This window comes from Lysobacter sp. ISL-50, assembly GCF_018612875.1.
In the GTDB taxonomy this organism is placed as follows: Bacteria; Pseudomonadota; Gammaproteobacteria; order Xanthomonadales; family Xanthomonadaceae; genus Lysobacter.
The window spans coordinates 1-14,039 of record NZ_JAGGRI010000067.1 but is presented as its reverse complement, the minus strand read 5'-3'; the positions used below and the strand labels follow the sequence as shown (position 1 = coordinate 14,039).

Sequence of the window (14,039 nt, the reverse complement as noted above, 5' to 3'; positions counted from 1 at the left end):
GTGCCGGGTCCGGCCGTCGCCGCGCCGGCCCCGGTGGCGGCCGCCGCCAGCGCGCGCTCGGCGCCCGCAGCCAAGCCAATGCCGCGCCTGATCGCCGACGCCAGCCCGCGCTATCCCTTGTCCGCGCTCAATCGGCGCATCGAAGGCAGCGTCGAGATCAGCTTCACCATCCTGCCCGACGGCCGCACCAGCGCGCCGAAGCTGGTGTCCTCGCAGCCGGCCGGCGTGTTCGATGAAGCCGCGCTGGCGGCGGTGTCGCGGCTGCGGTTTGAGCCCAGCGGGGATGCGCACGCGGCGCGGCGGACCTTGAACTTCAAACTGCCGTCGCGTTGATGCGGCGGGCGCGGCGGGGCGCTGGTCGCCCGCCGGCCCCGCCGCCGGTTTCCGCCGCGCCGGCTTGGCGCGGCGCGCATCCAGCCGCCACAATGCGGCGATGGATACCACCGCCCCCGCTTTGCTCGAAACCGTCGAACTCGAAACCCGTCCCCTGCCGAGCTGGAGCGTGCTGTGGCTGCACGGCCTGGGCGCGGACGGCAACGACTTCGCCCCGATCGTGCCCGAGCTGGTCCGCAAGGACTGGCCGGGGCTGCGCTTCGTGTTCCCGCACGCGCCGGTGCGTGCGGTCACGATCAACAACGGCCTGCGCATGCGCGCCTGGTACGACATCCGCGACTTCCAGGATCTGGCCAACCGCGCCGACGAGGCCGGCGTGGACGAATCGGTGCAGCAGGTCGAGGCGCTGATCGCGCGCGAAGCCGAGCGCGGCATTCCGGCCGAACGCGTGCTGCTGGCGGGCTTTTCCCAGGGCGGCGCGATCACCCTGGCGACCGCGCTGCGGCGCAAGCAGGCCCTGGGCGGCCTGATCGCGCTGTCCACCTATCTGCCCATGGCCGACCGGCTGATGCGCGAAGCGACCGCGGTCGCCCACACCCAGCCCTTGTTCATGGCCCACGGCCAGCACGACCCGGTCGTGCCCTACCGCGGCGGCGAGATGGCGGCCGCGCGCCTGCGCACCCTGGGCTTCAAGATCGACTGGCACGCCTATCCGATGGCGCATCAGGTCTGCGCGGAGGAAATCGCCGCGCTCGGCGACTGGATGTCGCAACGGTTCGCCGCGAAGGCCTGAGCCCGGCGCCGATGCCCGAGCCGCACACCGGCAAGACCGCAAGCGGGCCCGCGGGCGAGCACGAGCCCTGGCTGCCGGACCTGTGCCGGCTGCCGCGGCTGGTGGTCATGCTGAGCATGGCCGAGCTGATCGTGATCGTGCTGGCCCTGGCGCCCGACGGCAGCGACTGGGACCTGGGCCGGTTCGTGTCCTCCAGCGCCTTCGCCCTGTGGCTGGCGCTGGCGATCTCGGTGCTGCTGTGCGTGTCGCGCAAACCGCTCTCGCGCCTGCCGCCGGGCGTGGGCGGCTTCATCGCCACCGCCACCGCGGCCGCGATCGCCGCCGCGGTGGCCGGGGTCACCCACAGCATCGACACGGTGACCGGGGTCGGCCTGGTCCCGGCCGGCACCTCGTTCTGGCGTTTCGTCGCCGGCACCGCCGCGATCGCGATCCTGGCCGTGGGCGTGGTGCTGCGCTATCTGTACGTCAACGACAGCTGGAAAGCCCAGGTCCGGGCCAACGCCCGCGCCGAGGTCGATGCGCTGCAGGCGCGGATCAAGCCGCACTTCCTCTTCAACAGCATGAACACCATCGCCGGGTTGGTGCGCAGCGACCCGGAGGTGGCCGAGCGCGCGGTGCTGGATCTGTCGGACCTGTTCCGCGCCGCGCTGGGCGCGTCCAAGAGCGATTCCAGCCTGGCCGAGGAGGTCGAACTGGCCGAGCGCTACCTGGCGATCGAGCAACTGCGCCTGCGCGAGCGGCTGCGGGTGGTGTGGCGCAGACGCGAGCCGCTGCCGTGGAAAATGCCGCTGCCGCGCCTGGTGCTGCAGCCTTTGGTGGAGAACGCGGTGCTGCACGGGATCTCCCGGCTGCAGGGCGGCGGCGAGATCGAGATCGAGCTGACCCAGCTCAGCGACCACCTGTTGTTGCGCATCCGCAACCCGGCCCCGGCCCCGGCCGACGGCCGCGCCGGCTCCCGCCATGCCCAGCACAGCATCGGCCAACGCCTGCGATATGCCTATGGACCTACGGCGCGGATGACCGCAGGCTGGAACGGGGGCTACTATCTGTGCGAACTGCACGTGCCGACCGGGGTGGAGGCGCAGAGCCGATGAGGGGTGCGAGGTTGGCCATGAGAGTGGTGATCGCTGACGACGAGCCGTTAGCCCGCGAGCGTTTGCGCGGATTGCTGGCATTGCGCCCGGACGTCGAGGTCGTCGCCGAGGCGGTCGATGGCCAACACGCGTTGCATGCCTGCGCCGAGCACCGGCCCGATCTGGTCCTGCTCGACATCGCCATGCCCGGCATCGACGGTCTGGAGGCGGCGCGTCATCTGGCCGCGTTCGATCCGCGCCCGGCGGTGGTGTTCTGCACCGCGTACGACGCGCACGCATTGTCGGCCTTCGACGCGGAGGCCATCGACTATCTGGTCAAGCCGGTGCGCGCCGAACGCCTGGATGCCGCGCTCGAACGCGTGCGCACCTTCGCCGCCGGCCGCGAGCGCCACGAAGGCGGCGAAACCGCGCCCGGCCAGGTTCGCAGCCACCTGTGCGCGCGCCTGCGCGGCAGCCTGCGCCTGATTCCGATCGAAGACGTGCATTACCTGCACGCCGAAGAGAAGTACGTGATCGTGCATCACGCCCGCGGCGAGGACTTGATCGAAGAGTCCTTGAAGTCGCTGGAAGACGAATTCGGCGAACGCTTCGTGCGCATCCACCGCAACTGCCTGGTGGCGCGGCACGAGATCGTCGAACTCAAGCGCAACGCCGAAGGCCACGTGCAGGCGGTGCTGCGCCATGGCAAGCAGCCGCTGGAAGTGAGCCGGCGCTGCGTGGCGGCGTTGCGGGAGACGCTTAAGCATCTTTGATGCTTTGGGAATCGGGAATCGGGAATCGGGAGTCGGGAGTCGGGAGTCGGGAGTCGGGAGTCGGAAAGCGGCGACGCAACCTACCTACCGTCATTCCCGCGAAGGCGGGAATCCAGAGCCTTCAGCGCCATCCTTCCAGTCCGTCATTCCCGCGAAAGCGGGAATCCAGAGACTTCAGCGCCATCCTTCCAAGTCGTCATTCCCGCGAACGCGGGAATCCAGCGACTTCAAGCGTTCTCGCACGAAAGGCCCTGGATTCCCGCCTTCGCGGGAATGACGTTCTTGAGGGGCGTCGAAGGCCCGGCCTATTCGGCTTCTCTGAAACAACCCAGAGCCCGCCTTCGCGGGAATGACGAGCAAAAAAGCGGCATTGCCTCTGAGAGCCGATCACCGGCATGCATCGGCTCCGGCCCCGGCGCAGTTCCCATCCGACGCAGTTTCTTTTGGCCCCCAACCGTCCCACCGGCGATAATGCCGCCATGAAGACCTTGCGCATCGCCACCCGTAAGAGCCCGCTCGCCCTGTGGCAGAGCGAGCATGTCGCCGACCGCCTGCGCGCCGCGCACCCCGGGCTGGCGGTGGAACTGGTGCCGATGAGCACCCGCGGCGACGAGGTCCTGGACCGCTCGCTGGCGGCGATCGGCGGCAAGGGCCTGTTTCTCAAGGAACTAGAGCTGGCGATGCTGCGCGGCGAAGCCGACTGCGCCGTGCATTCGCTCAAGGACGTGCCGATGCAGCTGGAACCCGGCTTCGCCCTGCCGGCGATCCTGGAACGCGCCGACTACGCCGACGGCTTCGTCAGCAACCGCTTCGACGGCATCGACGCGCTGCCGACCGGCGCGCGCGTGGGCACGTCCTCGCTGCGCCGGCAAGCGCAGTTGCGCGCGCTGCGCCCGGACCTGGAACTGCTGGACCTGCGCGGCAACGTCAACACCCGCCTCGGCCGCCTGGACGCGGGCGAGTACGACGCGATCATCCTGGCCTGCGCCGGCCTGCAGCGGCTGGGCCTGGATGCGCGCATCCGCAAGCGCCTGGAATCGCCGTACTGGCTGCCGGCGCCGGCGCAGGGCGCGATCGCGATCGAATCGCGCGAGGACGACATCGCCGCGCGCGAGTTGTGCGCTGCGCTCGACCACGCCGCCACCCGCACCTGCGTGGAAGCCGAGCGGGCGATGAATCGCGCCCTGCACGGCAGCTGCCACGTGCCGGTGGCCGCGCACGCCTGGCTGGACGGCGAGCATCTGCGCCTGGATGGGCAAGTCGGCTCGGCCAGCGACGGCCGCGCCGTGCACGCTCACGGCGAAGGCCGCGGCGACGCGCCCGAATGCCTGGGCATCGAGGTCGCGCAGAAACTGCTGGAGCAGGGCGCGGGCGAATTCATCGCCGATTCGCTGCAAGCGCCGCACGACGACACCGACTGATCGGCCGGGACTGCTTTCTTGTGGGAGGGGCTTCAGCCCCGACGCTCTTGTCCAAGATTGCCGCGATCAGAAACAAAAGCGTCGGGGCTGAAGCCCCTCCCACAGTTGCTTGCACCGCGAGTGCGCGGCTCCACGCGAATCAAAACCGCCGGATCAGCTCGATCGAACTTTCCGCGCTCTCGCTGCCGCCGCCGCCGCGATTGTCGTGGCGGATGGCGAAGTCGGTTTCCAGTTTCCAGTTCTGCCACACGTCCACGTCCAGCCGCACCGACTGCTTGACAAAGGTGTCGCCGCGGCCGCTTTCGACCTGCACCCGCTGGGTCCAGCGGGCGCGATCGCTGATGCGCTGGCCAAGGTTGAGTTCGCCGCGGAACACCGCGCCGGGGCGGTTGATGCCGTCGTCGGCCAGGGGCGCCAGACGATAGCCGGCGCCGAAGCTCAAGCCGATCTGGGTCGGGCCGTCGCGCATCGCCTGCACGCCGTAGCGGGTGCCGACGCGGTAGTCGTTGGAGTACAGGGCGCGGCTCTCGCGCGAAGTCGCCGGCGCGCTGACGCCGCCGATCACGCGCTGCTGGCCGGGCAGGGCCACCCTGCGCAGCGGCGGCAGGTCGGCCGGGTCGATCACCGGGTCGCGCCGGGTCGGCGCCATCGCCGCTTTCCATTCCTCGTCGCCGCAGCGGGTCGAGAAACAATGCAGGCGCAGTTGCACCGGATCGCTGGCGATGGCGATCAGGATCGGGTCGCCGCCGAAGGCGGGCGTCGGCAATGTGATCAGGGGCGCGCCGAGCAGGGCGAGCCCGATGGCACCGAGCATCGTCTGGATAGGGCTGGAAGGACGGTTGAGGATAATGCCATGAAACCGATTACAGACCTGCGACGCGGCGCACGCCGGATAGGTTGGATTAATCCGCTCGGGGCATCATGTTTGCGCAACGGGTGCGTTTAAGTATCTGGTTTTGTTGCGTTTTAACGCATCCGAAGGTCCAAACGCACAGGGCGTCCAAAGCCGTCCAAAACCGCAACCATCGGCGGATCAGTAGTACAGCGTCACCACATGCCTGGCCTGGGCGAAGAACAGCCAGCGCTCGACCACCGCGCCCGTCAGCACGCACAGCGCCGCCAGCGCCATCGCCGGCCAGGACAGCGCCGGCACGGCCAGGGCCAGCACGGCCAGAACCAGCGGCGCGGCGGCGAACAGCGCCAGGGCGAGCAGACGCAGCTTGCGCGCGTGCTTGCGCGCGAGCACGTAGCCCATCTCGCGGGTGAGGTAGTTGTCTTCCGTGTGCGGGCGCTCGAACACCGACAACTCGCGATCGGGCAGGCCCACCGCGTCGCCGCGGCTCAGCGGCAGCGGCGTGCGGTCGATGGCGCGCCAGTAGGCGAGCTTGAGCGCGGCGGTCAGCGGCGCCAGCACGATTACTGCGACGATGCCGACCGATCCGCCAAAGCGGATGACGGCCAACACCGGCAACAAGGCCGCGCCGCTGAGCAGGGCGAAGCTCAGATATGCCGGCACCACCAGCCAATGACGCCAGGCGGGGATCGGCTTCAGCGAGGCGTAGATCATCGCGGTGCATACCACGGTGATCAGCGCACACACCGGCACCCCCGCCGACAACAGCATCGGCATCGCCGCGCCGCTTTCGCGCACCGCACCCAGCAGCAGGCCGAGCGCGGGCACGTAGGTAACGACGGCCATCACGCCCTCGCGCGACAGCCACGAGCTGCGCCACTGCGAGAACGCGCGCCATGCGCGCAGCGGCTTGCCCAGGTGCAGCGTCGAGGCGAGCAGGCCGATGCTGACCAGCACCAGCGCGAACAGCAACGGAAATGCCAGGGCGCGCATGGGCTCGCCCGGCGCTTGAATGGCGTATTTCCAAAATACGCTGGCGCCGATCCACGCCATCAGCCCATAGCCCGCGCCCGACAGCGTGGTGAAGAAAATGACCGAGAACGCCGGATGCATGTCAGCCCGCCCGCGCCGGCGTAGTGGCGGCGATGCCTTGCCGCGCGCCAATGCGCGACCGCAGCGGACAAGCCGCACCCCTCATCGCGACAGCACCTTATCGAGCCAGCGCAACACCGGCGGCAAGGCCTTGCTGTCCAGCGTTTCCGCTACCGGCGCGCCATCGCCATCGCCGTTGCCGCCATCGCGGCGCGGCCGCGGCGGCAGATACTTGTTGGTCGGCTGATAGCCCAGCGACGCCATCAGATCCACGCCGCCGCGTTCGGCGACCAGTTTGGACACCGCCGATTCGGGATCGCCCAGGTCGCCGAAGTGGCGCGCGCGGGTCGGACACGCCTGCACGCAGGCCGGCTGGCGCTCGGACTCTTCCAGGTTCTCGTTGTAGATGCGGTCGATGCACAGCGTGCATTTCTTCATCACCCCTTCGACCGGGCTGTACTCGCGCGCGCCGTAGGGGCAGGCCCAGGAACACAACTTGCAGCCGATGCACTTGTCCTCATCGACCAGCACGATGCCGTCCTCGGCGCGCTTGTAACTGGCGCCGGTCGGGCACACGGTCACGCAGGCCGGCTGTTCGCAGTGCAGGCACGAACGCGGGAAGTGCAAGGTCATCGCCGGCTGCGGCGCGGCGTTGGCGCTGCCGCATGCGGGCGCGGCGGCGGACGCGGTGCCGCAACTGCGCACCGGATCGGCCATCGGCAGGCTTTCGACCGGCGCGGCTTGCGCGGCGACCTCGTAACTGTGCACGCGGTTGAACCACACGCCCGACGGCTCCTTGCCGTAGGGCTGCTCATCGGTCAGCGGCGCGGCGAAACCGCCGGCATTCCACTCCTTGCAGCTCACCGCGCAGGCGTGACAGCCCACGCAGGTGTCCAGGTCGATCACCAACCCGAGTTTCTTTTTCGACGGCGGCGGCAGGCCGGTCACGTTTTCTTGAGCCCGGAATAGACCATCCACACGCCGGCCGCGAGCACGGTCAGGCCGACCGCCACGCCGGGCATCAGCGAGATCGCGGCCGGCGCGCCGGAGCCGTTGCCCAGGCCCACCATCGCCAGCAGCGCCGACAGCGACAGGCCCAGCACGATGCACACGACGCCTGCGATCACGCGTACCGTCTTCATGCCGCCTCGCGCGCGCATGCGCCGGACGATGCGGTGGATGCGGATCGGTCTGTGCGGGTAGTCATCGGTTCTTCCTGAACTGTGCGCCGTAGCGAAGCGGACGATTGTCGGCCGCCGCGAACGCGAGCGGCGCGAATTGTGGTTGCGACTGAGTCTGCGCGCGTTCCAGCGCCGAGCTTTCGTCGGCATCGGCCTTGCGCAGATTCACCCGCAGATCGAACCACGCCGCCTGCCCGGTGACCGGATCGGCGTTGGCGTAATCGCCCTTGGGCGTGATGTCGGAAATCAGATGGTTGAGCAGGAAACCCTTGCTCGCTTCCGGCGCGTCCTTGGACAGGCGCCAGGCGCCGCGGCGCTTGCCGATCGCGTTCCAGGTCCAGACCGTGTCGGGCTGGACGTTGGCGGCGAACCTGGCTTGCGCGACGATGCGGCCGTGATGCGACTCCACCGCGATCCAGTCGGCGTCGCCCAGTCCGAAACGCGCGCCGGTGTCCGGATGCAGGTACAGATAATTGCGCGTGGTGATCTGCCGCAGCCAGGCGTTCTGCGAACCCCAGGCGTGGTACATGAACATCGGCCGCTGGGTAACCGCGCTGAGCGGGAAACGCGTGGCGGAATCTTCGACCTGCGCGCCTTCGAACGGTTCGTACCAGATCGGCAGCGGATCGAAATAAGTCGCCACGCGCTGGCGGTGTTCGTCCGGCGGTTGGCGCGGGCCGTGGCCCTGCGCGGCGAGGCGGAATTTCTGCAGGGTCTCCGAATACAACTGCAGCGTGATCGCTTCGGCGTGACCGAGAAATCCCATCTTCTGCGCCCAATCCAGGTAGGCGCGATTGGCCATCTTGTAATAGCGCGCCGCCTCCGGCACGTGGCTGCGCCAGAAACCGCCGTGCTCGATGTAGCGCTGCAGTTGCTCGGGATTGGGCGGGCCTTTGGCTTCCAGTTCGCCGTGCTCGCCGCGCCAGCCGGCGAGCAGGCCGACGCCGGGCGCGCGCTCGTGGCGGACGATGTAGTCGGCGTAGTCGCGGTAACGCGGGCTGCCGTCTTCCAGGACCATGCCGGGCAGGCCCAGGCGGGCGCCTATGTCTAGGAGTACGGATTGGAAGCCGCGGACGTCTCTTGGTTTCTGGTCGTTGTTTAGGCGCTGACTCGCTGCTTCTACGATTGGATGCCGGATCGCATCGCAGGCCGAATCGGCATCGGAGATCGGCCGGTCCAGCAGGCTGATGGCGTCGAAGCGTTCCAGGTAGGTGGTGTCGGGCAACACCAGATCGGCGTAGGCGGTCATCTCCGATGCGTAGGCGTCGGCGTAGATGATGCGCGGGATGCGGTACTCGCCGTCGCTGCCGCGATCGGTGAGCCAGGCGATGGTCTCGCTGGTGTTCATCGCCGAGTTCCAGCTCATGTTGGCCATGAACATCATCAGCGTGTCGATCTTGTACGGATCGCCGGCCCAGGCGTTGCGGATCACGGTGTGCATCATGCCGTGCGCGGACAGCGGATAGGCCCACGAGAACGCGTGGTCGATGCGGCGCGGCCGGCCGTGTTCGTCCACGACCAGATCCTCCGGCCCGTGCACGAAACCGAGCGGCGCCGCGTCCAGCGCGCCGTTGGCCTGGCGCTGTTTGCCGGGACGGTTCGGCGGCGGCAGCGGCTTCGGGAACGGCGGTTGGTAGCGGAACGAACCCGGTGTATCCACCGCGCCCAGCAGCAGTTGCAGCAGGTGCAGCGCGCGGCAGGTGTGGAAGCCGTTGCTGTGCGCGCTGATGCCGCGCATGGCGTGCATGCTGACGGGGCGGCCGATCATTTCGCTGTGTTGGCGGCCGTGCGCGTCCACCCAGGCGATCGGCAGCTTCACCGGGTTGTCGAATGCCGCCTGCGCGAGTTCGCGCGCGATGCGGCGGATGGTGTCGGCGGGGATGCCGCAGCGTTCGCTGACCGCGTCGGGCGAGAACTGCGGATCGAGGTAGCGTTCGGCCAGCAGATGGAACACCGGAACCACGCGGCGGCCGTCGGGCAGGGTGTATTCGCCTACGACGGCGGGGGAGATGCCGATGGCGTCGGCGGGGAGCGCGTGGCCCTCACCCCGGCCCTCTCCCGCGGGCGGGAGAGGGGGTTGTTCGGCTGCGTTCGTTGCGATGTGTGGCTCTGCGTCTTCGGCCGTTCGCGTCGCATCGGCTCCCTCTCCCGCCTGCGGGAGAGGGCCGGGGTGAGGGCCGCGCACCCAACACAGGGCGCGCCCTTCTTCGTCGCGCGCGAACAAGCCATCGTCCGCCCCGCCCGGATTGCGAATCACCAGCCAATGCGCATTCGCATAGCGCACCAGAAATTCCAGGTCGACCCGATCGGCCTTCAACAACTCATGGATCAACGCGAACGCGAACAAACCATCGGTCCCGGGCCGGATCCCGATCCACTCGTCGGCGATCGCGCCATAGCCGCTGCGCACCGGATTGACCGCGACGATCTTCGCCCCGCGCGCCTTCAACTTGCCCAGGCCGAGCTTGATCGGATTGGAGTCGTGATCCTCCGCCACGCCCCACAGCATCAGATAACGCGAATGCTCCCAGTCGGGCTCGCCGAATTCCCAGAACGAACCGCCCAGCGTGTACAGACCGCCGGCGGCCATGTTGACCGAGCAGAACCCGCCGTGCGCGGCGTAGTTCACCGTGCCGAACTGCTGCGCCCACCAGCCGGTCAGGGCCTGCGACTGATCGCGGCCGGTGAAGAACGCCAACTCGTCGGGATTGCGCTCGCGGATCGGCGCCAGCCAGCCGGCGGCGATCTCCAGCGCCTGCTCCCATTCGATCTCGCGGAACTCGCCCGCGCCGCGCTCGCCCACGCGCAGCAGCGGCTTGCTCAGCCGCGCCGGCGAGTAGTGCTGCATGATCCCGGCCGAACCCTTCGCGCACAGCACGCCCTGGTTGACCGGGTGATCGGGATTGCCCTGGATGTAACGGATGTTGCCGTCGGCGAGCCAGACCTTGATGCCGCAACGACATGCGCACATGTAACAGGTCGTGGTCTTGACCTCGTCCCCGGGCGAAGGCGACAGGTCGATGGCTGGCTCGGTGGGAGCGTGCTCTCGCATCGGGCCATTGTGCCTATCGCGCCGTGATCAGGCGAGCGCGGCGGCGGCGCTTGTCATCGCCGCGCAAGGCCGGGGATACTGCACCGTTGCGCCCAGGGAGCGGTAACGCATGATGCTTTTGCTGGCGTTCGCCTATTACGGCGGACCGATCTGGGTGGCGGGACTGCTGGCCTGGGTCGGCCATGCGCAACGCGCGCGCCGTCCGGGATTCAATCGCTGGTACGCAGCGGCCACGGTATGTGCGGTGTTGGGTGCCGCGGCCTTGTGCTTGTGGCACCTGTGGGCCGGGGCGATGCGCGGCGTGGGCGGCTGAATGCGCGGGGCACCCGCGCGGTCGCAACCACTGCGACCGCGCAGGTGTCTAATGTCACTTCACCGCCGGCGCTTCGATCTTGATACTGGGATCGTTGAAGCGCGAGTACTTCAACGTCGAGGTGTACGTCTTGCCGGACACTTCGGCGACGTTCACCGCCTGCACCGGATAACCGTTGGCCGCGACCCAGAAGGTCGAGGAGGACTTGGGTTGGCTGTTCTCGACTTTGTACTTCTTGGTGGCCACCCCGCCGATGGTCTCGGCGCCAAGCGCGGTCACCTTCAGGGTCTGCTGATTGCCGAGGATCTTGTCGCGGCTGCGCGTGGCCGCCACGCCGCCGCCGGGCGAGGGCTGCTTGCGGGTCTTGCCCTGCATCGTCAGATACATGGTGTCGCCGATCATGATCTGCTCGCCCATCGCGCCCATCTTGATGCGGATGCGGTCGGGAGCGACGAAGTCGGTTTCGGTGCCCGGGCCGGGGCCCATGCTCATGCTGGCGTGGTAGGTCTTCGCGGCGAGGAATTTATCGACCGCGGCGACGACCTCTTCTTTCGGGCCAGCCCAGGCCAGGCCGGACGCGCACAGGCCGAGCAGCAGCACCGCGGGAGTCAGTGTTGCGGATAATGAGGTCTTGATCACGTAGGATCCTTAAGTTCGATGGTGGCGGCCGGACAGCGGCCGGTGCCATGCTAGTTGTGTCCCCACCGCCTCGACCAGACCCCGCCGACATGGAACGTATCGAACGCATCCACGCGTTGCACCGGATTCTCACTGCGGCCAGGTATCCGGTCACAGTTCAGCGCCTCCAGGAAGACCTGGAATGCTCGCGCGCGACCGTTTATCGGGATCTGGCCTACCTGCGCGACTACCTGATGGCACCGGTGGTCGGCAACGGCGAGGCCGGGTTCCGCTACGACACCAGCGAAGGCGACCGCTTCGAGCTGCCCGGCCTGTGGCTGAGCTCGGAAGAGCTGCATTCGCTGCTGGCCGCGCAGCAGTTGCTGATGCGCAGCGGCGGCGGCGTGCTGTCCAACGCGCTCGCGCCGTTGCAGCAGCGCATCGAAAAACTGCTCGACGAGCACGCCGGCGGCCGCCGCCTGCCGGTGGAGCGGGTGCGGGTGATTCCGCACCGCACCCGGCGCCTGGACGAAACCGCGTTCCGCTGCGTCGCCACCGCCGTGCTCGATCGCAAGCAGCTCACGTTCGAATACCGCGCGCGCTCCACCGACGAGCGCACGCGCCGCAGCGTATCGCCGCAGCGGCTGACCCATTACCGCGAAAACTGGTACCTCGACGCCTGGGACAACGAGCGCGATGCGCTGCGCAGTTTCTCGGTCGACCGGATCAGCGCGGCCAAGGTCGGCGAGGCCATCGCCCGCGATGTCGCCGACGAAGAACTCGATCAGCACCTGGCCTCCAGCTACGGCATTTTCTCCGGCGCGCCCAAGGGCTGGGCGACCATCGTCTTCAGCGCCAAGGCCGCGCGCTGGGTCGCCGACGAGCACTGGCATTCGCAGCAGCAGGGCCGTTTCCTGCCCGACGGCCGCTATGAGCTCAAGGTGCCCTACAGCGCCGGGCGCGAGTTGTTGATGGACGTGATGCATTACGGCAGCGACGCGGAAATCGTCGAGCCGGTGGTGCTGCGCGAGCAGGCCAAGTCGATGCTGGAACTGGCGCTGAGCAACTACGGTCACTGATGGCCGGAGCCGACGCCCCGCACATTCAAAGCGGCGAACCGGTCGCGCTGGTCCTGGGCGCGGGCGGCGCGCGCGGGCTGGCGCAGATCGGCGTGATCGAAGCGCTGCAGGAGCGCGGGCTGCGCATCGTCGCGGTCGCCGGTTCCTCCAGCGGCGCGCTGGTCGGCGGCTTGTTCGCCGCCGGCAAGATGGACGTCTATCGCGACTGGCTCTACAGCATGAGCCGCACCGACATGCTGCGGCTGCTCGATCCGGTGTTCGGCCAGCCGGCGCTGTTCCGCGGCGAGCGATTGATGCACGCGCTGCGCGAACTCACTGGCGAGCCGCGTATCGAAGACCTGGCCGTGGATTTCACCGCGGTCGCGGTCGATCTGGTGCGCCAGCGCGAGGTGTGGTTGCGCGAAGGCGACCTGTGGGACGCGGTGCGCGCCTCGATCGCGATCCCCGGCGTGTTTACCCCTTACGAATTGCACGGCCGCGAACTGGTCGATGGCGGCCTGCTGGCGCCGTTGCCGATCACCGCCACGCGCCTGTCCGATGCGCAGCGCCTGATCGCGGTGGACATGCACGGCTGGCCCGACCAGCCGCCCGGCGGGCTGGCGCATCATAACGGCGCCGACCAGGCGCAGGCCTTGCAGGTGGCGTCGATCAAGCCGCCGTCGCTGTTGGCGCGCTGGTTCCGCCGCAGCTATCAGCCCGAGGCCAACGCCCCGGGCGAGGAAGCGCCGCACGAGTTGAGTTTCAGCGAGTTGATGGCGCGTTCCCTGGACATGATGCAGGCGCAGATCGCGCGCGTGCAGTTGGCGTTGGACCCGCCGGAGCTGGTGATCCGGATTCCGCGCGATGCCTGTCAGTTCTATGAGTTCTGGCGGGCGAAGGAATTGATCGCGTTGGGGCGGGAAGAGGCAGAGAAGGCCTTGGACAAGGCGGGGTACTGAGGGCGCGTTGTGCGTCTGGGTATCTGGCTTTCGGCGTGTGGGTATTCGCGCTTGGGGATGCGGCTTTTGCTGCGGTTGAGCGCTGGGAAGATGGTTCCATCTTTCGGTTGCGATTTCGGATAAACGACACTTGAAGTTGCAGGCTTGCGACTGCGACTGCGACTGCGACTGCGGCAATGGCTGTGGCTGCGTGCGGCTTTTACCGGCGCTTTTGCCCGTTGCTGTTGTCGTTGCTTTTGCCGTTGCCGTTGCTGTTGCTGTCGCTGTTGCTGTTGCTGTTGCCGAGATTTTGCTTCGCTTCGGCTTCGTTTTGCATTTGCCGTTGTTGGGCGCCGCTAGTAACTCGCGAGACCAGGGACACCCGGAGGGCGGCGCACATGGACGTGCGCCGGGTGCCACCTTGGGCAGGATGCCCAATGTGGCACCTGCCTGCGCAGGCATCGCACTCGTGGCTTTTGACTCGAAACAGCCCAAAGCGTTTTCTTTGGTTACTTTCTTTGTCGCTTTGGACAAAGAAAGT

At 68.1% G+C, this 14,039-nt stretch carries 15 protein-coding genes; 9 read left to right on the top strand and 6 right to left on the bottom strand.

Going from position 1 to position 14,039, the window contains the following annotated elements; all coding sequences use genetic code 11:
• The 5 genes from J7J50_RS24360 to hemC all read left to right on the top strand — a co-directional run.
• Positions 1-333, top strand: a 333-nt coding sequence (locus J7J50_RS24360) for an energy transducer TonB (RefSeq protein ID WP_215097601.1), incomplete at its 5' end; no start/stop codon positions are given.
• A 100-nt stretch (positions 334-433) separates the two neighbouring features.
• A complete protein-coding gene (locus tag J7J50_RS24355; protein WP_215059012.1) occupies positions 434-1,126 on the top strand; it encodes an alpha/beta hydrolase fold domain-containing protein in 693 nt (230 codons plus the stop codon).
• Positions 1,127-1,137: 11 nt separating this feature from the next.
• Positions 1,138-2,220, top strand: a complete 1,083-nt coding sequence (locus tag J7J50_RS24350; protein ID WP_215059011.1) for a histidine kinase — start codon at positions 1,138-1,140, stop codon at positions 2,218-2,220.
• Between the two features lie 17 nt (positions 2,221-2,237).
• Positions 2,238-2,972 (top strand): LytTR family DNA-binding domain-containing protein, encoded by a 735-nt coding sequence (locus J7J50_RS24345; protein ID WP_057944438.1) that lies wholly within the window; start codon positions 2,238-2,240, stop codon positions 2,970-2,972.
• A gap of 479 nt (positions 2,973-3,451) precedes the next feature.
• Positions 3,452-4,393, top strand: coding sequence for a hydroxymethylbilane synthase (gene hemC, locus J7J50_RS24340; RefSeq protein ID WP_215059008.1), 942 nt, complete (start codon positions 3,452-3,454; stop codon positions 4,391-4,393).
• Between the two features lie 139 nt (positions 4,394-4,532).
• Here the strand turns inward: hemC and J7J50_RS24335 are convergent, their stop codons facing one another.
• From J7J50_RS24335 to J7J50_RS24315, 5 genes are all read right to left on the bottom strand, one after another.
• Positions 4,533-5,207, bottom strand: a complete 675-nt coding sequence (locus J7J50_RS24335) for a DUF481 domain-containing protein (protein ID WP_215059006.1) — start codon at positions 5,205-5,207, stop codon at positions 4,533-4,535.
• Between the two features lie 219 nt (positions 5,208-5,426).
• Complete coding sequence (locus tag J7J50_RS24330; protein WP_215059004.1) at positions 5,427-6,359, bottom strand: DmsC/YnfH family molybdoenzyme membrane anchor subunit; 933 nt, start codon at positions 6,357-6,359, stop codon at positions 5,427-5,429.
• Between the two features lie 81 nt (positions 6,360-6,440).
• Positions 6,441-7,286 (bottom strand): 4Fe-4S dicluster domain-containing protein, encoded by an 846-nt coding sequence (locus J7J50_RS24325; RefSeq protein ID WP_343222571.1) that lies wholly within the window; start codon positions 7,284-7,286, stop codon positions 6,441-6,443.
• Positions 7,283-7,480: a hypothetical protein gene (locus J7J50_RS24320; protein ID WP_215059002.1), complete on the bottom strand. Its 198-nt coding sequence runs from the start codon at positions 7,478-7,480 to the stop codon at positions 7,283-7,285. Before J7J50_RS24320 ends, J7J50_RS24325 begins: the two co-directional genes overlap by 4 nt.
• Before the next feature lie 61 nt (positions 7,481-7,541).
• Positions 7,542-10,571 (bottom strand): molybdopterin oxidoreductase family protein, encoded by a 3,030-nt coding sequence (locus J7J50_RS24315; protein ID WP_215059000.1) that lies wholly within the window; start codon positions 10,569-10,571, stop codon positions 7,542-7,544.
• Positions 10,572-10,680: 109 nt separating this feature from the next.
• Between J7J50_RS24315 and J7J50_RS24310 the strand changes: the two genes are divergently transcribed.
• Positions 10,681-10,884 (top strand): hypothetical protein, encoded by a 204-nt coding sequence (locus J7J50_RS24310; protein ID WP_215058998.1) that lies wholly within the window; start codon positions 10,681-10,683, stop codon positions 10,882-10,884.
• Positions 10,885-10,938: 54 nt separating this feature from the next.
• Here J7J50_RS24310 and J7J50_RS24305 read toward each other — a convergent pair whose 3' ends face one another.
• Positions 10,939-11,523, bottom strand: coding sequence for a hypothetical protein (locus tag J7J50_RS24305; RefSeq protein WP_215058996.1), 585 nt, complete (start codon positions 11,521-11,523; stop codon positions 10,939-10,941).
• 89 nt (positions 11,524-11,612) lie between these two features.
• Here J7J50_RS24305 and J7J50_RS24300 point away from each other — a divergent pair, with 89 nt between their 5' ends.
• From J7J50_RS24300 to J7J50_RS24290, 3 genes are all read left to right on the top strand, one after another.
• Positions 11,613-12,581: a YafY family protein gene (locus J7J50_RS24300; RefSeq protein WP_057944429.1), complete on the top strand. Its 969-nt coding sequence runs from the start codon at positions 11,613-11,615 to the stop codon at positions 12,579-12,581.
• A complete protein-coding gene (locus J7J50_RS24295; RefSeq protein WP_215058994.1) occupies positions 12,581-13,519 on the top strand; it encodes a patatin-like phospholipase family protein in 939 nt (312 codons plus the stop codon). Before J7J50_RS24300 ends, J7J50_RS24295 begins: the two co-directional genes overlap by 1 nt.
• 130 nt (positions 13,520-13,649) lie before the next feature.
• The coding region (locus tag J7J50_RS24290; RefSeq protein ID WP_215097599.1) for a hypothetical protein at positions 13,650-14,039 on the top strand (390 nt) is incomplete at its 3' end.

What these genes read in the sequence shown, in the direction of transcription:
- J7J50_RS24320 (WP_215059002.1), bottom strand. Translation starts at nt 7,480, where the DNA reads ATGAAGACGGTACGCGTGATCGCAGGCGTCGTGTGCATCGTGCTGGGC.
- J7J50_RS24315 (WP_215059000.1), bottom strand. Translation starts at nt 10,571, where the DNA reads ATGCGAGAGCACGCTCCCACCGAGCCAGCCATCGACCTGTCGCCTTCG.
- J7J50_RS24310 (WP_215058998.1), top strand. Translation starts at nt 10,681, where the DNA reads ATGATGCTTTTGCTGGCGTTCGCCTATTACGGCGGACCGATCTGGGTG.
- J7J50_RS24330 (WP_215059004.1), bottom strand. Translation starts at nt 6,359, where the DNA reads ATGCATCCGGCGTTCTCGGTCATTTTCTTCACCACGCTGTCGGGCGCG.
- J7J50_RS24335 (WP_215059006.1), bottom strand. Translation starts at nt 5,207, where the DNA reads ATGCTCGGTGCCATCGGGCTCGCCCTGCTCGGCGCGCCCCTGATCACA.
- J7J50_RS24295 (WP_215058994.1), top strand. Translation starts at nt 12,581, where the DNA reads ATGGCCGGAGCCGACGCCCCGCACATTCAAAGCGGCGAACCGGTCGCG.
- J7J50_RS24350 (WP_215059011.1), top strand. Translation starts at nt 1,138, where the DNA reads ATGCCCGAGCCGCACACCGGCAAGACCGCAAGCGGGCCCGCGGGCGAG.
- J7J50_RS24300 (WP_057944429.1), top strand. Translation starts at nt 11,613, where the DNA reads ATGGAACGTATCGAACGCATCCACGCGTTGCACCGGATTCTCACTGCG.
- hemC (WP_215059008.1), top strand. Translation starts at nt 3,452, where the DNA reads ATGAAGACCTTGCGCATCGCCACCCGTAAGAGCCCGCTCGCCCTGTGG.
- J7J50_RS24345 (WP_057944438.1), top strand. Translation starts at nt 2,238, where the DNA reads ATGAGAGTGGTGATCGCTGACGACGAGCCGTTAGCCCGCGAGCGTTTG.
- J7J50_RS24355 (WP_215059012.1), top strand. Translation starts at nt 434, where the DNA reads ATGGATACCACCGCCCCCGCTTTGCTCGAAACCGTCGAACTCGAAACC.